The organism is Pseudomonas sp. EMN2 (assembly GCF_009650555.1).
Taxonomy (GTDB): Bacteria; Pseudomonadota; Gammaproteobacteria; order Pseudomonadales; family Pseudomonadaceae; genus Aquipseudomonas; species Aquipseudomonas sichuanensis.
Genome location: NZ_VZZR01000096.1, coordinates 16,685 through 38,126 on the forward strand (window position 1 = coordinate 16,685; position 21,442 = coordinate 38,126).

22 protein-coding genes are annotated in these 21,442 nt (G+C 63.5%); 6 read left to right on the forward strand and 16 right to left on the reverse strand.

Annotated elements, in window-relative coordinates; translation table 11 throughout:
* Window positions 1-17: 17 nt before the first annotated feature.
* Genes F6X61_RS23500 through F6X61_RS23510 form a run of 3 tightly spaced genes read right to left on the reverse strand, consistent with a single transcriptional unit; the run spans window position 18 to window position 3,390 of the window.
* Window positions 18-1,163 carry an alpha-xenorhabdolysin family binary toxin subunit A gene (locus F6X61_RS23500; RefSeq protein ID WP_153788748.1) on the reverse strand — a complete coding sequence of 382 codons (1,146 nt, stop codon included), beginning with the start codon at window positions 1,161-1,163 and terminating at the stop codon, window positions 18-20.
* A 60-nt stretch (window positions 1,164-1,223) separates the two neighbouring features.
* Window positions 1,224-2,216 carry an alpha-xenorhabdolysin family binary toxin subunit B gene (locus F6X61_RS23505; protein ID WP_153788749.1) on the reverse strand — a complete coding sequence of 331 codons (993 nt, stop codon included), beginning with the start codon at window positions 2,214-2,216 and terminating at the stop codon, window positions 1,224-1,226.
* 13 nt (window positions 2,217-2,229) lie between these two features.
* Window positions 2,230-3,390 (reverse strand): alpha-xenorhabdolysin family binary toxin subunit A, encoded by a 1,161-nt coding sequence (locus tag F6X61_RS23510; RefSeq protein WP_153788750.1) that lies wholly within the window; start codon window positions 3,388-3,390, stop codon window positions 2,230-2,232.
* 125 nt (window positions 3,391-3,515) lie between these two features.
* Between F6X61_RS23510 and F6X61_RS23515 the strand changes: the two genes are divergently transcribed.
* The 3 genes from F6X61_RS23515 (at window position 3,516) to cmoB (ending at window position 5,694) form a co-directional block, all read left to right on the forward strand.
* Window positions 3,516-3,908 (forward strand): protease inhibitor I42 family protein, encoded by a 393-nt coding sequence (locus tag F6X61_RS23515; protein WP_153788751.1) that lies wholly within the window; start codon window positions 3,516-3,518, stop codon window positions 3,906-3,908.
* Between the two features lie 89 nt (window positions 3,909-3,997).
* Window positions 3,998-4,741 carry a carboxy-S-adenosyl-L-methionine synthase CmoA gene (gene cmoA, locus F6X61_RS23520; protein WP_125462821.1) on the forward strand — a complete coding sequence of 248 codons (744 nt, stop codon included), beginning with the start codon at window positions 3,998-4,000 and terminating at the stop codon, window positions 4,739-4,741.
* Entirely contained in the window at window positions 4,738-5,694 is a 957-nt protein-coding gene (gene cmoB / locus F6X61_RS23525; protein ID WP_153788752.1) for a tRNA 5-methoxyuridine(34)/uridine 5-oxyacetic acid(34) synthase CmoB, read from the forward strand. Before cmoA ends, cmoB begins: the two co-directional genes overlap by 4 nt.
* Before the next feature lie 237 nt (window positions 5,695-5,931).
* Here the strand turns inward: cmoB and F6X61_RS23530 are convergent, their stop codons facing one another.
* The gene (locus F6X61_RS23530; RefSeq protein WP_125462819.1) at window positions 5,932-6,135 is read right to left on the reverse strand and encodes a hypothetical protein; all 204 of its coding nucleotides are present in this window, start codon (window positions 6,133-6,135) and stop codon (window positions 5,932-5,934) included.
* A 329-nt stretch (window positions 6,136-6,464) separates the two neighbouring features.
* On the opposite strand from F6X61_RS23530, the gene F6X61_RS23535 reads away from it, so the two are divergent.
* A complete protein-coding gene (locus tag F6X61_RS23535) occupies window positions 6,465-7,139 on the forward strand; it encodes a heavy metal response regulator transcription factor (RefSeq protein WP_110995102.1) in 675 nt (224 codons plus the stop codon).
* The gene (locus tag F6X61_RS23540) at window positions 7,136-8,521 is read left to right on the forward strand and encodes a heavy metal sensor histidine kinase (RefSeq protein ID WP_153788753.1); all 1,386 of its coding nucleotides are present in this window, start codon (window positions 7,136-7,138) and stop codon (window positions 8,519-8,521) included. Before F6X61_RS23535 ends, F6X61_RS23540 begins: the two co-directional genes overlap by 4 nt.
* 72 nt (window positions 8,522-8,593) lie before the next feature.
* Here the strand turns inward: F6X61_RS23540 and pdxJ are convergent, their stop codons facing one another.
* From pdxJ to rpoE, 10 genes are all read right to left on the reverse strand, one after another.
* Window positions 8,594-9,316, reverse strand: a complete 723-nt coding sequence (gene pdxJ, locus F6X61_RS23545; protein WP_371923753.1) for a pyridoxine 5'-phosphate synthase — start codon at window positions 9,314-9,316, stop codon at window positions 8,594-8,596.
* A gap of 62 nt (window positions 9,317-9,378) precedes the next feature.
* Entirely contained in the window at window positions 9,379-10,062 is a 684-nt protein-coding gene (gene recO / locus F6X61_RS23550) for a DNA repair protein RecO (protein ID WP_153788755.1), read from the reverse strand.
* A 106-nt stretch (window positions 10,063-10,168) separates the two neighbouring features.
* Entirely contained in the window at window positions 10,169-11,071 is a 903-nt protein-coding gene (gene era, locus F6X61_RS23555) for a GTPase Era (protein ID WP_153788756.1), read from the reverse strand.
* Window positions 11,064-11,753 (reverse strand): ribonuclease III, encoded by a 690-nt coding sequence (rnc, locus tag F6X61_RS23560; protein ID WP_110993796.1) that lies wholly within the window; start codon window positions 11,751-11,753, stop codon window positions 11,064-11,066. Before rnc ends, era begins: the two co-directional genes overlap by 8 nt.
* A 160-nt stretch (window positions 11,754-11,913) precedes the next feature.
* Entirely contained in the window at window positions 11,914-12,768 is an 855-nt protein-coding gene (lepB, locus tag F6X61_RS23565; protein ID WP_153788757.1) for a signal peptidase I, read from the reverse strand.
* A 5-nt stretch (window positions 12,769-12,773) separates the two neighbouring features.
* Complete coding sequence (lepA, locus tag F6X61_RS23570; RefSeq protein WP_125462814.1) at window positions 12,774-14,573, reverse strand: translation elongation factor 4; 1,800 nt, start codon at window positions 14,571-14,573, stop codon at window positions 12,774-12,776.
* Between the two features lie 271 nt (window positions 14,574-14,844).
* Window positions 14,845-16,245, reverse strand: coding sequence for a DegQ family serine endoprotease (locus tag F6X61_RS23575; RefSeq protein WP_371923754.1), 1,401 nt, complete (start codon window positions 16,243-16,245; stop codon window positions 14,845-14,847).
* Between the two features lie 199 nt (window positions 16,246-16,444).
* Window positions 16,445-17,410, reverse strand: coding sequence for a MucB/RseB C-terminal domain-containing protein (locus F6X61_RS23580; protein WP_153788758.1), 966 nt, complete (start codon window positions 17,408-17,410; stop codon window positions 16,445-16,447).
* 11 nt (window positions 17,411-17,421) lie between these two features.
* The gene (locus F6X61_RS23585; protein WP_153788759.1) at window positions 17,422-18,012 is read right to left on the reverse strand and encodes a sigma-E factor negative regulatory protein; all 591 of its coding nucleotides are present in this window, start codon (window positions 18,010-18,012) and stop codon (window positions 17,422-17,424) included.
* A 31-nt stretch (window positions 18,013-18,043) separates the two neighbouring features.
* Window positions 18,044-18,625, reverse strand: a complete 582-nt coding sequence (rpoE, locus tag F6X61_RS23590; RefSeq protein WP_010220971.1) for an RNA polymerase sigma factor RpoE — start codon at window positions 18,623-18,625, stop codon at window positions 18,044-18,046.
* A 437-nt stretch (window positions 18,626-19,062) separates the two neighbouring features.
* Between rpoE and nadB the strand changes: the two genes are divergently transcribed.
* A complete protein-coding gene (gene nadB, locus F6X61_RS23595) occupies window positions 19,063-20,679 on the forward strand; it encodes an L-aspartate oxidase (RefSeq protein ID WP_153788760.1) in 1,617 nt (538 codons plus the stop codon).
* Here the strand turns inward: nadB and F6X61_RS23600 are convergent.
* Together F6X61_RS23600 and F6X61_RS23605 are read right to left on the reverse strand one after the other, a co-directional pair.
* A complete protein-coding gene (locus tag F6X61_RS23600) occupies window positions 20,648-21,100 on the reverse strand; it encodes a protein YgfX (RefSeq protein WP_153788761.1) in 453 nt (150 codons plus the stop codon). The two genes, nadB and F6X61_RS23600, sit on opposite strands and share 32 nt — an antisense overlap.
* Complete coding sequence (locus tag F6X61_RS23605; RefSeq protein ID WP_110993788.1) at window positions 21,084-21,338, reverse strand: succinate dehydrogenase assembly factor 2; 255 nt, start codon at window positions 21,336-21,338, stop codon at window positions 21,084-21,086. The genes F6X61_RS23600 and F6X61_RS23605 overlap by 17 nt, the downstream gene beginning before the upstream one ends.
* Window positions 21,339-21,442 lie beyond the last annotated feature (104 nt).

Genomic DNA, 21,442 nt, shown 5'->3' on the forward strand with positions numbered 1-21,442 from the left:
GGCTGACGGCGCCCGCCCTACCCGAACACCTTGCTCATGCCCGTGGCATGCTCGCCGATAGCCGCCCACTGGCCGAGGAACTGCCTGAAGTAGAACATGAACATCGCCAGTTGCTGGCGAGTGTCCATGCGCTGCAGGCGTTGCATGGCACTCTCTAGATAGGCCTCGATGGTCTGCCAGGCGGTGTGCAGATGACCGCTGGTGACCACCACGTCCCACAGTTCGGTAACCAGTAGCTGCATTTCGCCTTCGAGCAGGTTGACCCGGCCCTCGACCCGGCGGTGTTGCGCCAGACGCAGGCTGAGCTGCCGGTGACGGTGCTCCAGCGACCTGATCTCGGCGAGCGCGGCCGCGGCCTTGCGGCCATAGATCGAACGGCTGACGAGGAAGTCGAACGGGCCATCTGCCCAACCGAGCCAAGACTGCTTCAAGTAAAACTGGTACTCGCGCTGTACGGCCCTGATGTCTTCATTGAGCATCTCCAGCTCCCAATCCAGGTCGAAGGCCTCTGGCGAGCCGGAAAAGCGCTTCGCCGCACGGCACTTTTCCAGGATGGAAGGTATCAGCCGCTCACGGGCGGTATCACGAAAGACCTGCAGGCCAATACGCAAGGTGTCGACCTGCTGGTCGTAGTCATCCACAAGCGCGTGCAATTGCACAAGTTCGCCACCCATCGCGGCAATCAACTGTCGGTCATGGCTGTCGAGCGCGACGGGCGGCGCTTGCTGCAGGCTTTCCCAGCTTTCCTTGTTTGCGCCGAGGGCGCGCGTGCGAGCGGCCAATGCCACCACTTTGTTTCCTTCCACTTCAATGCTGGCCGCGTGCCTTTGCAACTCGGCGGTGACCCGCTGACATTGCACGCGCAAGTCCATCCAGCTGTCGCCATGTGCCCGCAACTGCTGGAACAACATCAGCATGCTCTGAGGCGCCAGTTCAGGCTCGCTGATCCGTTCGTACCCCTGCCACTCCATGGCTTGTGCGATCTCAGAAGGCAGCTGCTGAACACTCGCGCAGTAGGCATCAAATACCTGCAGGGCCGGTCGGGTGACCAGCATGCCCGCTTGGCTGTGACCATCACGTTCGTCCATCGCCTCGATCAGCGCACCCGGCAGCACGATCGCCTTGGTTTGTTGTACGTCGAAACTCAATTGTCGTGGGTTCATTTACATACTTCAGGGAGTGGGCACCGTCCGCCAATTCCCCGGTTGACGGCGCCCGGGGCTTCAGAACGCCCGACGGTCCTGTTCAAGCAGACTACGCAGGAAGCCGAGCAAGGCCGCGAACGCCTGCGCCACAGAGGCGACATCGCTGGCAGTGGTCAATGCATGGTTGGTGATCTGCGCCTGCCGGGCCTGCAAGGAATGGCGCAGGGCATTGGTCTCGCTTTCCCACTGCGCACGTAGCACAAGCAGGCGCGGCAAGTCGTCCAGCGCTGCCAGGTTGCTCTGCAACTCGGCCTGCCCCCGGGCCAGCTCGCGCAGCTGGTCAGCCAGGCCCTTGAGGCGCTCCTGCAGCGCGCGGCGCTCACGCTGCAGCTGTTCGTAGCGCATGCCTTCGATCAGGTCGCCCAACAGCACTTTGAGCTGTTCCACCGCCTGGGTCAGAACCTCGGCTGTGACCAGTGCCTCACCGCCCGGGACCGCCAGTTTCTGCAAGTCGGCGAGCGACGGCACTACACCGCCAAAACGCGTTTGCAGGCCATTGGCTTCCAGGGTGGCAATGGCCTTGAGCACGCTCTCGACCTTGACGGCCTCACGCTCATGCTCTTCAGTCAGCTGCCGCTCGGTGCCCGAGGCTGCTTGTTGCTGCTTGAGCAGGCGCTGCTTGTCGCCCTGACCATTCAGCACCGGCAGGGCCGCGAGTGCCTGGCACTCGCTTGCCAGGTGAGCCAGCAAACGGCCCAGCAGTGACGCGACAGCGTCGCGGGCTTCTCCGGCGAGGCCGACCAGTTCGGCACCATCGTCGTCGCCAAAGGCATCCAGGATATCGCCCAGAGGATCGCTGGCCAGTTCGGCAACCAGGCGTTGGGCATTGCCAGCCAATTGCCGGCGGCAACTGTCGAACAGCTTCACGTGCCGCTCAAGGCCCTCTTGAAGCAGAGGCGCGAATTTCAGTGCGCCCTGCTGCCAGGCAGCGGTATACGCGCGATTGGCAGCAAGGATGTGTTCCATCTGCGGCGCGTCGGCCGGCTGCAGGTAAGTGACATTGTCATTCATGCTCGTTCACCTTTCATTGGGCCGAGGCGGCTTCGTCGAAAATGCGGGTTAAGTGCAGGCTGGTTTTCTCGATGGCGGCCCACTGTTTGAAGAACTGCTTGAAATGCAGCCCGAAAATCGCCAGCCGTTGGGTATCGTCGATTCGCTCGAGACGCGAGATGGAAGTGTCGATGTAAGCGCCAACGATGCCCCACGCTGTTTGCAGGTGGGAGGCGGAAGTCACCACATCCTGCAGCCGGGTATCGAGTTCGCTGATGGCGGTGGACAAGGTTTCCATGCGTCCTTCCAGGTTGACTCGCAGGGTCAACTGCTCACTGAAAGAGCGCCGCTCAGCCTGACGCGTCTGGCGTTCCTTGCGCACTTTTTCGGCCTTGCTGCCATAGATGCCACCGGTGATCAACGCACCAATCGGGCCAGCGGCCAGCCCGCTCAAGGCCATCTTGACGTACTGGTCGTATTCCTTGCTCAACGCCTCGATATCAGCGTCCAGCTGTGCCAGCAGGCCACGCAGGCGCTCGACCTCACCATCGTTCTGCTTGCGCTCGACGGACTGGCCCTTGGTCTTGACTGCGGGAATCAACTTGAAGCGAGCGATATCGCGAAATGACTCGGTTTGCTCCTTCACAGCCGCGACCCGAACGGCGTAGTCGCGTACATCCTCGTTGAGAAACTGCATGTACTCGAGCAACGTCGACACCGAACCCCGGTCGCTGACACCCAACGGCAGCGGGTCACGCAAGGCAAGCTCCTGCCATTGGCTTTCCCTGTCCAGCTTGAGGACTCCGGCGGTCAGTTCGATGATCGCCTCGCCTGCGCTACTGATCGAGTTGGCGGTCGCTGCCAGCTGGCTGGCGAGGCGCTTGCTGTTGTCCGAGAGCGGAGCCCAGCTGCGCGCGTGGCTACGCAGGTCGGCGAACAGCGTGCTCCATGCAGCCGGCTTGAGCTCTGGTTCATCGATATCGGTGTAGCCCAGCCAACGCTGCAGATTGTCGCTGGTGGCGGGCAAGGCAAAGACGAAGTTGACGTAGCGATTGATGGTAATGATGTGCTCGCGGCTGAGGGTCAAGCCGCCTTCTCCCTCACCGTCACGCTCGGCCATGGCCTTGACCAGCTCGCCCGGTACGATTGCAGCATCCTGTTGCAGCTGATCATAATCAGCCTTATTTGCATTCATGGTCCTGCTCCCTTGATTCGAGCCTGGACAGGCTCGGGAGGAGCAACACTAGGTAACCCGTATTCCCGATAGCAGCGGGCAGCCATTCCTGCCCGGCTGGTTTTTCCCCTCGACCCGGAGCCACCATGCCCTACCACCGCGCACTCTTTCTACTTGGCCTGGCGCTGTTAGGCGCCTGCGCGCAACAGCCGCAACGCACCGTCGAACTGGACGCCGAAAGCGAATGTCCGACACGTCTGCAGGTCGGCCAGAACATGACCCTCAGCCTGCCCAGCAACCCCAGCACCGGTTACCGCTGGCTGTTGCAGAACCCGGCCCCGGAGATCCTGCGCGCCCTCGGCCCCGAGGTGTACAGCAGCCCCGAAGAAGCCGGTATCGTCGGCAGCGGCGGGATCTCCACCTGGCGCTTCCAGGCCAAGGCCGCAGGCGAGGGCCACCTGATCCTGGTCTACCAGCAGCCCTGGGCCCCGGAAGTGCGCCCGGTGCAGACCTTCGATTGCGCCATTCGGGTCAAGTGAGCCAGCGGCGCCGGTCAGCCAGTCATGCAAGCTTGCCGTGGTTTGGCTAGAATGCCGCCCCTGTAGATTGCCAGCCGCCCGGACCCTTCGTGAGCAAACAACCCGACCGCCTTTTCGCCCAGCCCCTGGAGCAGGTACCCGACTTCGTTTTCAACGAGGACGTGGTGCAAGTGTTCCCGGACATGATCAAGCGCTCGGTGCCCGGTTACCCGACCATCGTCGAGAACCTCGGCGTGCTGGCCGCGCGCTTCGCCCAGCCGAATACCGCGCTGTACGACCTCGGCGCCTCGCTGGGCGCAGTGACCCAGGCTCTGCGCCGGCACGTGCGCACCGAGGGTTGCCGGGTAATTGCCGTGGACAACTCCGCGGCCATGGTCGAGCGCTGCCGCCAGTACCTCACGGCCCAGGACTCGATGTTCCAGGAGCTGCTGCCGGTACAGGTGCTGGAGGCCGACATCCTGTCGTTGCCGTTCGAGCCCGCCTCGGTGGTGGCGATGAACTTCACCCTGCAGTTCATCGCCCCCGAACAGCGCCTGGAGTTGCTCGGCCGCATTCGCCAGGCCCTGCTGCCGGGCGGTGCGCTGATCCTCTCGGAGAAACTGCGTTTCGCCGATGACCAGCAACAGCAACTGCTCAACGACCTGCACCTGGACTTCAAGCGGGCCAATGGCTACAGCGAACTGGAAATTGCTCAGAAGCGCAGCGCCATCGAGAACGTGATGAAGCCCGATACGTTGGAAACCCATGCCGAGCGCCTGCGCGCCGCCGGTTTCTCCAAGGTCGTGCCCTGGTTCCAATGCCTTAACTTTGCCTCGCTGATAGCCCTGCCATGATCGATCTGTCCCCCCTCGTCCGCCGCCTGGCGGGCACGCCCCTCGCCACCTGGTCCCAAGGCCTGCAGGCACAACTGGAAAGCAAGCTGGAAAAGGGCCACGGCGACCTCGACCGCTGGCGCGGCGCGCTCGAAGCGCTGCCGCAACTGACGCCCAGCGAAATCGACCTGGTCGACGGCCTGCGCCTGGACTGCGACTGCGACGACGCCACCCGTGCCCAGATGCGTCAGGCCTTGATGGGACTGTCGCCTTGGCGCAAGGGGCCGTTCGACCTGTTCGGCGTGCATGTGGACACCGAATGGCGCTCGGACTGGAAATGGTCGCGGGTCGGCCCGCACCTGGACCTCAAAGGCAAGCGCGTGCTCGACGTGGGTTGCGGCAACGGCTACTACCAGTGGCGCATGCTCGGCGCCGGCGCCGACATGGTCATCGGTGTCGACCCCAACTGGCTGTTCTTCTGCCAGTTCCAGGCGGTACAGCAGTACCTGCCGGACTTGCCGGCCTGGCACCTGCCGTTCGCCCTGGAGGAACTGCCGGCCAACCTGGAAGGTTTCGACACGGTGTTCTCCATGGGCGTGTTCTACCACCGCCGTTCGCCCATCGAGCACCTGCTGGCGCTCAAGGACTGCCTGGTAAAAGGTGGCGAACTGGTGCTGGAAACCCTGGTGATCGAGGGCGATGAAAACCAGGTGCTGGTGCCCGAGGACCGTTATGCGCAGATGCGCAACGTGTGGTTCCTGCCGTCGGTGCCGGCGCTGGAGCGCTGGCTGCGCCGCGCCGGGTTCAGCGATGTGCGCTGCGTCGATGTGAGCGTCACCAGCGTCGAGGAGCAGCGCAGCACCGAGTGGATGCGCTACCAGTCGCTGGGCGACTTCCTCGACCCGAACGACCACGGCAAGACCGTCGAAGGCCTGCCGGCCCCGCGCCGCGCCACGCTGCTGGCGCGCAAATAAAAAAGGCGCCCTGAAGGGTAATGCCAGTCAGTTGGTGCTACATCGCACTGATTGGGGCTGCTTTGCAGCCCTTCGCGGGTAAACCCGCTCCCACAGGATCTCGATGCCCTGTGGGAGCGGGTTCACCCGCGAAGGGTCGCGCAGCGACCCCAATTGGCTTGACTGACTGGCATTACCCTGAAGGGGCGCCTGAATACACCTGCGCCGAGGAGCTGTCGCGGCGCAGGTGGTGATTAGTCAATCCTTGGCCAGCTCACGAGCCTTTTCTTCGGCTTTGCGCTCGCGCTCAGCCACGGCTTCTTGCTTGTCGCCGTACAGGCGCGCCTGGTCCTCGCGGAACGCCTGCCAGAACTGCTTCGAACGCTCCGCGCCACCCTCGGCGAAAACGCTGGTGCTGCCCAGGGCGAGGATCGCCAGCAGCAGGTATTTGCTCAGGTTCATCGTGCTTGCCTCGTGATAACCGTATCGACAGGGCCATCATCGCAAGGGGCAGCTAACGCCAAGGTGAGGCGCAGATTACAGTGTTGCAAGACTGGCCCCATCGCTGGCAAGCCAGCTCCCACATGGTTTTCGCATGGCTTGGGCTGATGCGGTCGGGGTGGGAGCCGGCTTGCCGGCGATGAGGCCGGCCCTGTCAACCAAATGACCCGCGTATTACAAATCCGTTATCCCCGCCGATTGCCCATTCGCATCCAGTAACATCCTCACCGCTTGACCCTGATGTCACTACAGGGTCGAGAATCGCCCCCTTTCCGCAACCCGAGCTCACCATGCGCCTACTGATCATCGAGGACGAACCCCGTACCGCCGACTACCTGCAGCAAGGCCTGCGCGAAAACGGCTACGTGGTCGACTGCGCCCATACCGGCACCGACGGCTTGCACCTGGCCCGCCAGCAGCCCTACGACCTGGTGATCCTCGACGTCAACCTGCCCGAGCTCGATGGCTGGAGCGTGCTGCAGCGCCTGCGCGCCGAGTCGTCCACGCGGATCATGATGCTCACCGCCCATGGCCGCCTGGCCGATCGGGTCAAGGGCCTGGACCTGGGCGCCGACGACTACCTGCTCAAACCCTTCGAATTTCCCGAGCTGCTGGCGCGCATCCGCAGCCTGCTGCGGCGCAACGACCAGCGCCTGCAACCGAGCACCTTGAAAGTCGCCGACCTTGAACTCGACCCCGGCCGCCACCGCGCCTTCCGCGGCGGCCAGCGCATCGACCTGACCGCCAAGGAGTTCGCCCTGCTGCACCTGCTGATGCGCCAGAGCGGCGAAGTGCTGTCGCGCACGCAGATCATTTCGCTGGTGTGGGACATGAACTTCGATTGCGACACCAACGTGGTCGAGGTGTCGATCCGCCGCCTGCGGGCGAAGATCGACGACCCCTTCGAAGACAAGCTGATCCACACCCTGCGTGGCGTCGGTTATGTGCTCGAGGCGCGGGCGTGAAGCGCGCAACCCTGTCACTGCGCCTCGGCCTTACCGTCACCCTGATGGGCGCAGCCCTGGTGCTGCTGCTGGCCACCCTGGCGGTGTTCGCCCTCGACCACGAACTGGACAGCCGTGCGCGCAAGGACCTGGCGCGCAAGATGCTGCAGGTCGAGCACAACCTGCGGGTGGACCTGCGCAGCGACGATTTGGGCACCCGCGCCCACCCACTGCTCGACCTGGTGATGGGTCATGACAACCTGAGCCTCAGCGTCATGGCCACCAGCGGCCGTCACCCGGCCCTGCTCAGCCTTGGCCCGGCCCTGCAATCGCGGCACCTGCTGGAAATGGCCGCGAGCCCGCGGCTGGTGTTCCACGAATGGCGCGACGATCAAGGCAACGAAGTGCTCACCGCCAGCCGCCTGATGTTGCTGCGCGACGACACCCCGGTGAATGTGCTGATGTCGCTCAACCGCAGCGATGACAACGCCCTGCTGCAGGCCTACCTGCACTCGACCCTGCTCGCCTTGCCGCTGTTGCTGCTGCTGATCGGCATCGCGGCCTGGAAACTGGTGCAGCGCGATCTGCGCCCGCTGCGCCACTTTCGCCGCATCGCCGGGCAAGTGTCGGCTCAGGACCTGGACCATCGCCTGCCGGTGGACGGCCTGCCGACCGAGCTGGCCGACCTGGCCCGGGCGATCAACGTCATGCTCGACCGCCTCGACCAGGGCGTGCGCCAGTTATCGCAGTTCTCCGACGACCTGGCCCACGAATTGCGCACGCCGATCGGCAACCTGATGGGCAAGGCCCAGGTGACCCTGGCCCGCGAGCGCGATGGCGACAAGTACCGTGAAGCCCTGGAGGACAGTATCGAGGAGCTGACCCGGCTCAACCGCATCATCAACGACATGCTGTTCCTCGCCCAGGTCAGCCAGCCGCAGAGCCAGGTTGCGCTGCTGCCGGTGGCACTGGCCGACGAGGTGGCCCGGGTGAGTGAGCTGTTTGCCTTCAGTGCCGAGCTCAAGGGCATCAGCCTGGAACTGCAAGGCTGGGGGACGGCCCTGGCGGACAAGCTGATGTTCCAGCGGGCGTTGTCGAACTTGCTGAGCAATGCGCTACGGCATAGCCCGGAGGGGCAAAGGGTTAGCGTGGGGATCGAGCGGCTGGGCGATCAAGTCGGGGTCTGGGTGGAAAACCAGGGGGCTGGCATTGGTGAGGCGCATCTGCCGCACCTGTTCGAGCGTTTCTACCGGGCTGGCAGCGGGCGGTCACGTCTTGAGGGAGGGACCGGGCTGGGGTTGGCGATCGTGAAGTCGATCATGCAGTTGCATGGGGGGCGGGTTGAGGTGCGTAGCAAGGCCGAGGGGCCGACCCGCTTTACCCTTGTATTCAAGGCAGAGTGAGCCATCGCGGGGCAAGCCCGCTCCCACGCCGTTACGTGGGAGCGGGCTTGCCCCGCGATGGTTTGCCAAGACTTAGCGCGAAGCGGCGACGATCAGCGCTTTCATCTCGGCCACGGCGGCCTTGAAGCCGACGAACAGCGCATGGGCCACCAGCGCATGGCCGATGTTCAGCTCGTTGATGCCCTTGATCGCGGCGACGGCTTCGACGTTGTGGTAATGCAGCCCGTGACCTGCGTTGACGATCAACCCCTGGCTAATACCGAAGGCCACGCCATCGACGATGCGCTTGAGCTCTTCGGCCACCTCGGTCGGGGTTTCGGCATCCGCGTAACGGCCGGTGTGCAGTTCGATGGCCGGTGCGCCCACCCGACGCGAGGCCTCGATCTGGCGCTCGTCGGCATCGATGAACAGCGACACTTCGGCGCCGGTGCGCGACAGGCGCTCGACCGCGGCCTTGATCCGCGCCTCCTGGCCGGCCACGTCCAGGCCACCTTCGGTGGTCAGCTCCTGGCGGGTTTCCGGGACCAGGCAGATATGCGCCGGGCGGATCTTCTCGGCGAACAGCATCATCTCTTCGGTGACGCCCATCTCGAAGTTCATGCGGGTCTGCAGCACGTCCTTGAGCACCAGCACATCGCGCTCCTGGATGTGCCGGCGGTCTTCGCGCAGGTGCACGGTGATGCCGTCGGCGCCCGCTTCCTCGGCGTCCAGCGCGGCCTTGACCGGGTCTGGATAGCGGGTGCCCCGGGCCTGGCGCAGGGTCGCCACGTGGTCGATGTTGACGCCGAGAAGCATGCGGTTGCTGTGAGTCACGAAGGGGCACTCCTGAAAGTTGAGGGCCACAGCATACGTGCTGATCAGCGCTTGCGAAACAGTTCCCGGCTGACCAGTGGCTTGGGCCCCAGGTGCACCGCCAGGGCCTGGCGCATCAGGCGCTTGGCGGCGAGCAAGGCGCCGGGGGCGTCCCAGTCGGCCTGGGCCAGGGCCTGCAACTCGGTACCCTTGAACAAGCCGGGCTGGAACAGCTCGACCCGCTGCAGGCCGGCATCCACCTGCAGGCGATAAAGGCCCTCGGCGGCGATCGGGTCGTCATTCACGTCGTGTTCCAGCGAGAAGGCGTAACCCAGTTCGTCCAGCAAGCGCCATTCGAACGAGCGCAGCAGCGGCTCCAGTGGTCGACCGGCGGCCAGGGCTTGCAGGGTCAGGGTGTAATGCTCGAACAGCGCTGGCTGCGGTGCCTCGGCGGGCAACAGGCGCATCAGCAGTTCGTTGAGGTAGAGGCCGCTGAACAGCGCGTCACCATGCAGCCAGGCCGCGATGCCGTTGCTGTCCAGGCGCCATACGGTCTTCAGCTCTCCACGCCCGCGCAGTTCCACTTCCAGTGGCACGAACGGCCGTACCTGGCTGCCGCCCTTGCCCCGCGCACGGCGCAATACCGCGCGCACCCGCCCCTGGGGGGTGAGGAAATCCACCAGGGCGCTGGTTTCCTTGTAGGGGCGGCTGTGCAGGACGTAGGCCGGCTGGGGGGTGGGTTGGTCCATCAGCGGTTTCTCGATGTCATAAACGACTTGTGGGAGCGGGCTTGCCCCGCGATCGCCATCGCGGGGCAAGCCCGCTCCCACAAGAGATACGGGACGCGCCTGACGGTTACAGGTCGCCGTAACCCAGCGAACGCAGGGCGCGCTCGTCGTCGGACCAGCCGCCTTTGACCTTGACCCAGAGGTTGAGCATCACCTTGGCGTCGAACAGCGTTTCCATGTCCTTGCGCGCGTCGGAGCCAATGCGTTTGATGCGCTCGCCCTTGTCGCCGATGATGATCTTCTTCTGGCCGTCACGCTCGACCAGGATCAGCGCATGGATGTGCAGCACATGGCCCTGCTGCTTGAATTCCTCGATTTCCACGGTGATCTGGTACGGCAGCTCCGCACCCAGCTGGCGCATGATCTTCTCGCGCACCAGCTCGGCAGCCAGGAAGCGGCTGCTGCGGTCGGTGATCTGGTCTTCCGGGAAGAAGTGCTCGTTCTCTGGCAGGTGCTTGGCGATCAGCCCTTCCAGCGACTCGAGGTTGTGACCCTGCTGGGCCGAGATCGGCACGATCTCGGCATTCGGCAGTTGCTCTTGCAGCCACTGCAGGTGCGGGATCAGGTCGCCCTTCTCGTCCATGCGGTCGGTCTTGTTGACCGCCAGGATCACCGGGCCGGTCACGTACTGAACGCGCTCGAGCACCAGTTGGTCCTCATCGGTCCAGCGGGTGCGGTCGACCACGAAGATCACCACGTCGACATCCTTCAAGGCCGCCGAGGCGTTGCGGTTCATGTAGCGGTTGAGCGCCTTGTCGTTCGCCTTGTGCATGCCGGGGGTATCGACGTAGATCGCCTGCACGTCACCCTCGGTCTTGATGCCGAGCATGTTGTGGCGGGTGGTCTGCGGCTTGCGCGAGGTGATCGCCAGCTTCTGGCCGAGGATGTGGTTGAGCAGCGTCGACTTGCCGACGTTGGGGCGGCCGACGATGGCGACATAGCCGCAGCGGGTCGAAGTGTTCTCAGTCATTGCCATTCTCCACGCCCAGGGCGATCAATGCGGCGGCGGCGGCGACCTGTTCGGCAATACGCCGGCTTACGCCCTGGCCACGGCTTTTCTTGTTCAGCAGGACCACTTCGCATTCGACGAGGAAGGTCCGGCAGTGCGGTTCGCCCTGGATATCCACCACTTCGTAACGCGGCAGCTCGCAGGCACGCGACTGCAGGAACTCCTGCAGGCGGGTCTTGGGGTCTTTGTTGGTGTCGACCAGGGTCAGGCCTTCGAACTCGTCGGTCAGCCAGGCCAGGATGCGCTCGCGCGCAGTCTGCATGTCGGCGTCCTGGTAGATGGCGCCGATCAGCGCTTCGAGAGCGTCCGCAAGGATCGACTCGCGGCGGAAACCGCCGCTCTTGAGCTCGCCGGAACCCAGGCGCAGGTACTCGCCAAGGTCGAAGCCACGGGCCAGGCGGGCCAGGGTTTCGCCCTTGACCAGGCGCGCGCGCAGGCGCGACAGCTGGCCTTCCCGGGCCTGCGGGAAGCGCTCGAACAGCGCTTCGCCGACCACGAAGTTGAGAATGGCATCGCCAAGGAATTCCAGGCGCTCGTTGTTGCGCCCGGCATAACTGCGATGGGTCAGGGCCAGCAGCATCTGGTCCTGATCCTTGAAGGTGTAGCCGAGCTTACGCTCCAGGCGGGCAAGGGAAGCACTCATGGGGCCACCCGTACAATGTTCAACGCGTTGTTCAAATCAACATCCTGAAAGACGGTTTGGCTGTGGTCCGACATCAAAATGGCGAAACCTCTCACTCCCTGAGAACACAGCCTATGTCAGAAAAGCAATCGGCGCTGTCCGCAGACAGCGCCGTCGATACTTAGTGGATCAGGCCGACCCGCGACAGGTTGGGCAGGTGGCTGAGTTTCGGCTCAGGCCAGCTCATCCATACGGCGAACGCCTTGCCGACGATGTTCCGGTCAGGGACCATGCCGTGCAGCTCTTTGGGGATGTTCGGATCATCCCAGTAGCGGCTGTCGTTGGAGTTGTCGCGGTTGTCACCCATCATGAAGTAATGCCCGGCCGGCACGGTCCATTGCTGGTCCGGCGGCATGCGGTAGCGGGTCATTTCCTTACGGATCAGGTGCTCGACCTCACCGAGCTTTTCCTTGTACAGCTCGGCGCTGCCCAAGGTGCCCGGCTCGCTGCCGACCAGTTGCTCGGCGACCGCCTGGCCATTGACGAACAGGCGCTTGTCGTTGGTGTAGCGGATCTGGTCGCCCGGCAGGCCGATCACCCGCTTGATGTAGTTGACGTTCGGGTCGCTGGGGTAGCGGAACACCATCACATCGCCGCGCTGCGGGTCACCGACCTCGATGACCTTCTTGTCGATCACCGGCAGGCGGATGCCGTAGGAGAACTTGTTCACCAGGATGAAATCGCCCACTTCCAGGGTCGGTTTCATCGAACCCGACGGGATCTGGAACGGCTCAACCAGGAACGAGCGCAGCACCAGCACGATGAACAGCACCGGGAAGAACGACTTGCCGTACTCGACCAGCAACGGCTCCTTGTTCAGGCGTTCGACCACGGCCATTTCTGGCTGGCTGACGCTGCCCTGGTAGGTGGCGATCGCCGCGCGCCGGCGCGGAGCCAGGAACAGCAGGTCGATCAGACCCAACAGGCCGCAGACGGCAACGGCGATGACGAGCAACAGCGGGAAATTTAGCGACATAGGACCTAGCTATCCAACCTGAGCACGGCGAGGAAGGCTTCCTGTGGAATTTCCACGTTACCGACCTGTTTCATGCGTTTCTTACCGGCCTTCTGCTTCTCCAGCAGCTTCTTCTTACGGCTCACGTCGCCACCGTAGCACTTGGCCAGTACGTTCTTTCTGAGCGCCTTGACGGTTGTCCGCGCAATGATCTGGCCGCCAATGGCTGCCTGGATCGCCACGTCGAACATCTGCCGAGGGATCAGCTCCTTCATCTTCTCGGTCAACGCACGGCCTTTGTAGGCGGCGTTGTCACGGTGCACGATCAATGCCAGGGCATCGACCTTGTCACCGTTGATCAGCACGTCCAGCTTGACCAGGTTGGCCGACTGGTAGCGGTCGAAATGATAGTCCAGCGAGGCGTAGCCGCGGCTGGTGGACTTGAGGCGGTCGAAGAAGTCCAGCACCACTTCGTTCATCGGCAGGTCGTAGCGCACCTGCACCTGGCTGCCGAGGAACTGCATGTCGCGCTGCACGCCACGCTTCTCGATGCACAGGGTGATGACGTTGCCCAGGTGCTCTTGCGGTACCAGGATGGTGGCGGTGACGATCGGCTCGCGGAAATCGGCGACCGACGACACGTCCGGCAGCTTCGAAGGGTTGTCGACGACGATGGTTTCGCCGGTCTTGAGCTCCAGCTCGTAGATCACGCTTGGCGCGGTGGTGATCAGGTCCAGGTCGTATTCGCGCTCCAGGCGCTCCTGGATGATCTCCATGTGCAGCATGCCGAGGAAGCCGCAACGGAAGCCGAAGCCCAGGGCGTCGGAGCTTTCCGGCATGTATTGCAGCGACGAGTCGTTCAGGGTGAGCTTCTGCAGCGCGTCACGGAAGTCCTCGAAGTCGTCGGAGCTGACCGGGAACAGGCCGGCGTACACCTGCGGCTGGATCTTCTTGAAGCCTGCGAGCACTTCGACCTCGGGGGTCGAGGACAGGGTCAGGGTGTCGCCGACTGGCGCACCATGGATGTCCTTGATGCTGGCGATGATGAAGCCCACTTCACCGGCTTTGAGGTCGGCGGTCTGGGTGTGCTTGGGCGTGAACACGCCGACGCTGTCGACCAGGTGCACCTTGCCGGTGGACTTGACCAGGATCTTGTCGCCTTTCTTGACGCGGCCCTGGCGCACGCGCACCAGCGAGACCACGCCCAGGTAGTTGTCGAACCAGGAGTCGATGATCAACGCCTGCAGCGGCGCGTCGATCTCGCCCTGCGGCGCGGGGATGGTCTGCACCAGGCGCTCGAGCACCTCGTCCACGCCCATGCCGCTCTTGGCGCTGCACGCCACGGCGTCGGTGGCGTCGATGCCGATGATCTTCTCGATCTCGTCCTTGACGCGGTCCGGGTCGGCCTGGGGCAGGTCCATCTTGTTCAGCACCGGCATGACTTCCAGGCCCTGCTCGATGGCGGTGTAGCAGTTGGCCACGGACTGGGCCTCGACGCCCTGGCCGGCGTCGACCACCAGCAGTGCACCCTCGCACGCGGCCAGCGAACGCGAAACTTCATAGGTGAAGTCAACGTGGCCGGGGGTGTCGATGAAGTTCAGCTGGTAGGTTTTGCCGTCCTGCGCCTTGTAGTGCAGGGTGACGCTGTGGGCCTTGATGGTGATCCCGCGCTCGCGCTCCAGGTCCATGGAATCGAGGACCTGGGCCTCCATTTCGCGCGCCGTCAGGCCACCGCACATCTGGATGAAACGGTCGGCCAGCGTCGACTTGCCATGGTCGATGTGGGCGATGATGGAGAAATTGCGGATATGACTCAAATCACTCACGGGTCAACACTCGAAAAGGCTGCGAGCCGGACGCCCGCCGAAAAATAGCCGGGAATTGTACCTCAAGCCGCAGGGATATGGGAGATTCCTCTATCGGCCTGTCTACATCCCTTGTGGGAGCGGGCTTGCCCCGCGATGAGGCCCGATCAGGCACAAGTACTACCTGATCAGGCCTCATCGCGGGGCAAGCCCGCTCCCACGTAAAGCTTTGTGACATTGACTGCTACGTAAAAGGGCAGCCGAAGCTGCCCTTTCCTACCTTGCAATCAGCTTATTCAGCCAGCTTGAAGGTGATGAAGCTTGCGCGCCCCTGGCGCAGCACGCGCATCGACACCGAACGGTTCTTCGGCAGGTCCTTGGCAATTTCGGTGAATTCCTTGGCCGAGCCGATAGCCTGGTTGTTCAGGTGGCTGATGACATCGCCCGGACGCAGGCCAATCAGCGCTGCCGGGCCGTCCTGGACTTCCTTGATGACCACGCCGCCCTTGAGCTCCAGGGATTTCTTCTGCTCGGCGGTCAGATCGGTCACGGATACACCCAGACGGTTGCTGCTGCGCTCGACGCTGCCCTGGGCACCGGTGCCGATGTCAGCTTCTTCATCCGGCAGGGCGCCGACGGTGACATCGAGGTTCTGGCGCTTGCCATTGCGGATGATCTCAAGCTTGGCCTTGGCGCCATCCTTGAGGCTGCCGACCAGGTGCGGCAGGTCGGCCGACATGACGATCGGCTGGCCATTCATGCTCAGGATCACGTCGCCCACCTGCAGGCCGCCCTTGGCCGCCGGGCCGTCTTCCAGCACCTGGGCTACCAGGGCGCCGGCCGGCTTGTCGAGGCCGAAGGATTCAGCCAGGTCCTTGTTGACCTCCTGGATCACCACGCCCAGCCAGCCACGGCTGACCTTGCCGTCTTTCTTCAGCTGGTTGGAAACGTCGATCGCCACGTCGATCGGAATGGCGAACGACAGGCCCATGAAGCCACCGGAGCGGGTGAATATCTGCGAGTTGATACCGACCACCTCGCCATTCATGTTGAACAGCGGGCCGCCGGAGTTGCCCGGGTTGATGGCCACGTCGGTCTGGATGAACGGCACATAGGTGTCGTTGGGCAGAGTGCGGCCCTTGGCGCTGACGATGCCCTTGGTCACCGAATGGTCGAAGCCGAACGGCGAACCGATGGCCAGTACCCACTCACCCACCTTGAGCTTTTCCGAATCGCCCAGCTTGACGGTCGGCAGGTTCTTGCCCTCGACCTTGAGCAGGGCCACGTCGGTGCGCGGGTCGGTGCCGACCAGCTTGGCCTGCAGCTCGCTGCGGTCGGAGAGGCGGACGATGATTTCGTCGGCGTCGGCGACCACGTGGTTGTTGGTCAGCACATAGCCATCACTGGAAATGATGAAGCCCGAGCCCAGCGACTGCGCCTCGCGCTGGCGATCACCCCGGGGCGAGCGCGGCTGCTGTGGCATGTTGCGCTCGAAGAACTCGCGGAACATCGGCGGCAGGCCTTCGAGGTCGGGCATCTGCCCGGCGGCGATGCGGCGGTCCGGCAGTTTCTGCTTGGTACTGATGTTGACCACCGCCGGCGAAGCCTGCTCGACCAGGGTCGTGAAATCGGGCAGGGCTTCCTGGGCTTGGGCGGTGAGCACCTGGCCGAGCATGAGCACAGCGGCGAACATCGATAGGTAGGGTTTCAAGCGTGGTATTGACATACGGCTCCCGTTACAACGAGCGTAGTTAGCAGTTAGGCCCTGCAGACGCAGAAAAGGCCAGACTCCCAGAAGAGCCTGACCTATAGAAAATTTATGGCTGGATTGCAAATGACAATGGGTTAATTTCCTGTCAGCACTGTGTAACAGAAGCTTTCATAAAGCGCCGTTACTGACGCGCCTGAGCATCCTGGGCCCGCATCGACAACGCCACACGCTCGGCGGTACCCAGTGGAATTTCACCGACCACGGTGACCATCACTTTGCCCTTGGGTGTGGTGAGATGGCGCGAGACCGCGACGGTCGGGCCGAGCTGAGTGCGGGTATCGGTGCCTGAGTTATCGCTGATCGGTTCAAGGAACACCGAGAAGCGCGTCAGGCCATCGTCATACATCAGGCTGCTGATTGTACTTTTGCGGTCCGGGTCATGGCGCACACTGCTGTTGATCAGCTCGAAGCCTGGTGGCAGCCAGTCCGAGCGCCAGCCGGCAACGGCCTGTGAAGTACTGGCGACCACCCGCTCGACCGGCTTGCAGGCCGCACTGGCAGTGAGGTCGGTGTCACTCGGCAGGTCATCGGTGTCCAGGCGGGTCATCTGGAAGCGTTCGAGCAGTTGCCCCTTTTCGTTGAGCATCAACGAGCGCAGCGGCAAGCCGGTCTGGCGGTCCAGGTGAAGTTCGAAGGCGTAGCGGTGCTGATCACGCGGGGTCAGGGTCACAATCACCGCGTCGCGCCCTGCGACGCGTGACTTGCCTGCCACGCTCAGGTCGTACCAGCTCATCAGTTTCAAAGGGTCGAGCATGCGCGGGGCGGCGTCGGGCGGTGCGCTCACACCGCTGACCAAGGCGCCACTGACGCATTGCACCTTGCCATCGACACGCACGATTTCCTGGGCAGCGCCATCGAGCTGGAGTAAACGCTCGCTGACCTTGCCGTCCTGGACGCGATGCCAGATATCGTGCGTGGAGAAGCTGCCATTGCGCTCGTAGACGAACGACCCCTGGTAACTCTGCCTTTGTTCAGCCTGTGCCAGCTTGTTCAGCCACTCACTCGCCTCGGGCGTGGAGTTGGCCGCGTAGGCCTGCACCGTCAGGCTGCTGCCAAGCAGCAGCGACAGGAGAGGTAGCGCGCGCATGATCCTCCTTACTAGCGGTTTTCCAGGCTGGCAGCGCGTGCGTAAGGCAGAGCGGTCTCGGTGCCTTTGAGCGCGGATTCCTGGGCATGCTGGCGCAGATAACCTGGCAGACGCTGATCCCAGCCAGCCTGGTTCTGCAGCACACCGTTGGCCATCGGCCCGGTCGGTTGTTCGCTGCTTTCACTATAGCCTGCCAAAACGGCGGGGCCTTGTGCCTGTGGCATGCTCAGCCCCTGCTGGGCAGGCTGCTGGGACGCAAGCTCGGCACCGGTGATCTCGTCCTGGTTGTAGAAACGTACACCAGCCAGCACGGCAACGGTCACCGAGGCAGCCACGGCCAGGCGGCCGATGCTGCGCCACGGGCCTTGCTTGACCTTGGCAGGCACCTCCTCGTCGGCCAATGCTGCGGAAACCGCCGAGGCGATATCCAGCTTGGGCAACAGCAGTTCCTTGTGCATCGCTGCGCGAGCGACCTGATAGCGCGACCAGGTGGCACGGGTTTCGGAATCGTCGACGGCATTGAGCACACGACGCAGTTCCAGTTCGTCCGCTTCGTTATCCATTACCGCGGACAGCGATTCCTGCAAAGCTTCACGACTCATGGCGGTTCCTCTCTTGGCTGTCGCCGCTGTCTCAGGTTTCCTGCAACAGCGGTTGCAGGGCTTTGTCTATGGCCTCCCGAGCGCGGAAAATCCGGGAGCGCACGGTACCCACCGGACATTGCATGACACTGGCAATGTCCTCGTAACTCAGTCCATCGAACTCGCGCAACGTCAATGCCGTGCGCAGGTCTTCCGGCAGTTGCTGGATGGTGCGATGGACAGTGCCTTCGATTTCATCCCGCAACAACGCGCGTTCTGGGGACTCGAGATCCTTGAGACCATGATCGCCGTCGTAAAACTCCGCATCCTCGGAGCTCACATCGCTGTCTGGCGGCCGTCTTCCACGGGACACCAGATAGTTTTTCGCCGTGTTGATGGCGATGCGGTAAAGCCACGTGTAGAACGCGCTGTCACCGCGAAAATTCCCCAGCGCCCGGTACGCCTTGATGAAGGCTTCCTGCGCCACGTCCTGCGCTTCATGGGTGTCGTGTACGAAACGCACGATCAACCCGAGAATCTTGTGCTGATACTTCAGCACCAACAGATCGAACGCTCGCCTGTCGCCGCGCTGCACGCGCTCGACAAGCTGCTGATCCTCTTCCTGGGTTAGCATGAACACTCCTCAGTGAACTCGAAGGAGCGTTGCGACAAGCATCGTTCAGGCTTGCAACCATAGACTCGGGCTTTACGCAAAAGTTCTCCCCTCCAAGCAAGTTTCCTGCGGCCCTTGGTCGGCTCGCACGAAAGGCGCAGCGCGGTCACGGCCGGCTGCGTCGATAATCAGGTTTCAGTACGCAGGTCTGAGCCCAAGCAAAGGGCTGTCGCCCTGCGTCGCCGCGGCAAAATGTGGCGTGCGTACAGCCTTCTTAGGATTTCCTGGGGTAGAGGAAAGTTCCCAAAAAGATCGTCTTTGCCCCGCAAGCGCCATTGGAAATCAGGCCCCCGGGGCTGCTATAAAGGCATCCCGGCCCGGTTTCACGATAGTTTCACAATGCCATCTGCGCTTGACTATTGTGCCGTGCCCCCTTCGAAGATTACTAGTGTCCCGACATGAGCCAACAATTCCAACATGATGTCCTGGTGATCGGCAGTGGTGCGGCTGGTCTGAGCCTGGCACTGAACCTCCCCGGCCACCTGCGCATCGCCGTACTCAGCAAAGGCGACCTGGCCAACGGCTCTACCTTCTGGGCCCAGGGCGGCGTGGCCGCCGTGCTCGACAACACCGATACCGTACAGTCGCATGTCGAGGACACCCTCAATGCCGGCGGCGGACTGTGCCACGAAGACGCGGTGCGTTTCACCGTCGAACACAGCCGCGAAGCGATCGAATGGCTGATCGAGCAAGGCGTGCCGTTCACCCGTGACGAACACTACAGCGTCGACGACGGTGGTTTCGAGTTTCACCTCACCCGCGAGGGCGGCCACAGCCACCGGCGCATCATCCATGCCGCCGACGCCACCGGTGCGGCGATCTTCAAGACCTTGCTCGACCAGGCACGCCAGCGGCCGAACATCGAGCTGCTGGAGCAGCGCGTCGCGGTCGACCTGATTACCGAGCGCCGCCTGGGCCTGGGCGGCGACCGTTGCCTGGGCGCCTATGTACTGGACCGCAACACCGGCGAGGTCGACACCTTCGGCGCCCGCTTCACCGTGCTGGCCACCGGCGGCGCGGCCAAGGTGTACCTGTACACCAGCAACCCCGACGGCGCCTGTGGCGACGGTATCGCCATGGCCTGGCGGGCCGGTTGCCGGGTGGCGAACCTGGAGTTCAACCAATTCCACCCCACTTGCCTGTATCACCCGCAAGCCAAGAGTTTCCTGGTGACCGAAGCCCTGCGCGGCGAAGGCGCCCTGCTGCGCCTGCCCAATGGCGAGCGCTTCATGCCCCGTTTCGACCCACGCGAAGAGCTGGCGCCACGGGACATCGTCGCCCGCGCCATCGACCACGAGATGAAGCGCCTGGGCGTGGATTGCGTGTACCTGGACATCAGCCACAAGCCGGCCGAGTTCATCAAGAGCCACTTCCCCACCGTCTACGAGCGCTGCCTCACCTTCGGCATCGACATCACTCGCCAGCCGATCCCGGTGGTGCCAGCGGCCCACTACACCTGCGGCGGGGTCATGGTCGATGATCGCGGCCACACCGACGTCCCCGGCCTTTACGCCATCGGCGAAACCAGCTTCACCGGCCTGCACGGCGCCAACCGCATGGCCAGCAACTCGCTGCTCGAATGTTTCGTCTACGGCCGCGCCGCCGCCGCCGACATCGAGGCGCACCTCGAACAGGTGAGCATGCCCCGCGCCCTGCCCTGCTGGGACGCAAGCCAGGTCACCGACTCTGACGAAGACGTGATCATCGCGCACAACTGGGACGAACTGCGGCGCTTCATGTGGGACTATGTCGGCATCGTGCGCACCAGCAAACGCCTGCAGCGTGCCGAACACCGCGTGCGCATGCTGCTGGACGAAATCGACGAGTTCTACAGCAACTACAAAGTCAGCCGCGACCTGATCGAGCTGCGCAACCTGGCCCAGGTCGCCGAGCTGATGATCCGTTCGGCGATGCAGCGTAAAGAGAGCCGCGGCCTGCACTACACCCTCGACTACCCGGGCATGTTGCCCGAGGCCCGCGACACTATCCTGCAGCCGCCCACCTTCGCCGGCTGAACTTCAGCCGCACGCGCAGGCGCCGATGTGCCTCAGGGGCCAGTGCATCCCTCACGATGCACTGGCTCTCGCCGAGCCAGCGGCCCTTGCGCACGAAGCGCAACACCACCAACCCTGGCAGGGCAATGCTGTCGCGGCACAACCGCACCGCCTGCCAGCCACGGGCACGGCTGTACAAACGCCAGCCACGCGAGTCGCGGCGCAAACCGGTGATCGCATCGGGGTGCGTGAGCAGGATACGGCGGGGAATGGCCCAGCAGGCATGCGCCAGGCAAGCGAAGAACAGCAGGCCGCGCAGCCACAACGGCAGCGCGATGACGGCCAGGGAGATGATCGCCAGCGCCTGGCTGGCGAGGTAGGCCGTCAGCAGCAGGCGTGAGCCCTGCCAGCGGCACTCGAAACGATCACTTGGGCTGGACACGGTCCAGGATGATTCGGACCATGCGCTGCAGCTCCGGGTCTTCGGACTCGTTGCGCTCCATGAACCAGCCGAACATGTCCTGGTCTTCGCAGCTCAGCAGCCGCACGTAGAGTTCACGGTCGGCTTCGCTCAGGCTGGGGTAGACCTCCTGGGTGAAAGGTACCAGCAGCACGTCCAGTTCCAGCATGCCACGGCGGCTGTGCCAGAAAAGCCGGTTGAGTTCAGTTTGTTCGACCATGGGGCCCTCCTCGAATGGTCGGGCAGTATACCGTGCGGCGCACGAAGCGACACCGGGCGTTGGTCTAGTCACCTACCTATTTTGTTACTGGCGTTCTATGATGG

Bases quoted from the DNA above. Each gene is read 5' to 3' on its own strand.
- rpoE (WP_010220971.1), bottom strand. From the start codon at position 18,625: ATGCTAACCCAGGAAGAGGATCAGCAGCTTGTCGAGCGCGTGCAGCGC.
- cmoB (WP_153788752.1), top strand. From the start codon at position 4,738: ATGATCGATCTGTCCCCCCTCGTCCGCCGCCTGGCGGGCACGCCCCTC.
- F6X61_RS23535 (WP_110995102.1), top strand. From the start codon at position 6,465: ATGCGCCTACTGATCATCGAGGACGAACCCCGTACCGCCGACTACCTG.
- F6X61_RS23505 (WP_153788749.1), bottom strand. From the start codon at position 2,216: ATGAATGACAATGTCACTTACCTGCAGCCGGCCGACGCGCCGCAGATG.
- F6X61_RS23585 (WP_153788759.1), bottom strand. From the start codon at position 18,012: ATGAGTCGTGAAGCTTTGCAGGAATCGCTGTCCGCGGTAATGGATAAC.
- F6X61_RS23530 (WP_125462819.1), bottom strand. From the start codon at position 6,135: ATGAACCTGAGCAAATACCTGCTGCTGGCGATCCTCGCCCTGGGCAGC.
- F6X61_RS23510 (WP_153788750.1), bottom strand. From the start codon at position 3,390: ATGAATGCAAATAAGGCTGATTATGATCAGCTGCAACAGGATGCTGCA.
- F6X61_RS23580 (WP_153788758.1), bottom strand. From the start codon at position 17,410: ATGCGCGCGCTACCTCTCCTGTCGCTGCTGCTTGGCAGCAGCCTGACG.
- nadB (WP_153788760.1), top strand. From the start codon at position 19,063: ATGAGCCAACAATTCCAACATGATGTCCTGGTGATCGGCAGTGGTGCG.
- F6X61_RS23575 (WP_371923754.1), bottom strand. From the start codon at position 16,245: ATGTTCGCCGCTGTGCTCATGCTCGGCCAGGTGCTCACCGCCCAAGCC.
- F6X61_RS23515 (WP_153788751.1), top strand. From the start codon at position 3,516: ATGCCCTACCACCGCGCACTCTTTCTACTTGGCCTGGCGCTGTTAGGC.
- F6X61_RS23605 (WP_110993788.1), bottom strand. From the start codon at position 21,338: ATGGTCGAACAAACTGAACTCAACCGGCTTTTCTGGCACAGCCGCCGT.
- rnc (WP_110993796.1), bottom strand. From the start codon at position 11,753: ATGAGTGCTTCCCTTGCCCGCCTGGAGCGTAAGCTCGGCTACACCTTC.
- recO (WP_153788755.1), bottom strand. From the start codon at position 10,062: ATGGACCAACCCACCCCCCAGCCGGCCTACGTCCTGCACAGCCGCCCC.
- pdxJ (WP_371923753.1), bottom strand. From the start codon at position 9,316: ATGCTTCTCGGCGTCAACATCGACCACGTGGCGACCCTGCGCCAGGCC.
- era (WP_153788756.1), bottom strand. From the start codon at position 11,071: ATGACTGAGAACACTTCGACCCGCTGCGGCTATGTCGCCATCGTCGGC.
- lepB (WP_153788757.1), bottom strand. From the start codon at position 12,768: ATGTCGCTAAATTTCCCGCTGTTGCTCGTCATCGCCGTTGCCGTCTGC.
- F6X61_RS23500 (WP_153788748.1), bottom strand. From the start codon at position 1,163: ATGAACCCACGACAATTGAGTTTCGACGTACAACAAACCAAGGCGATC.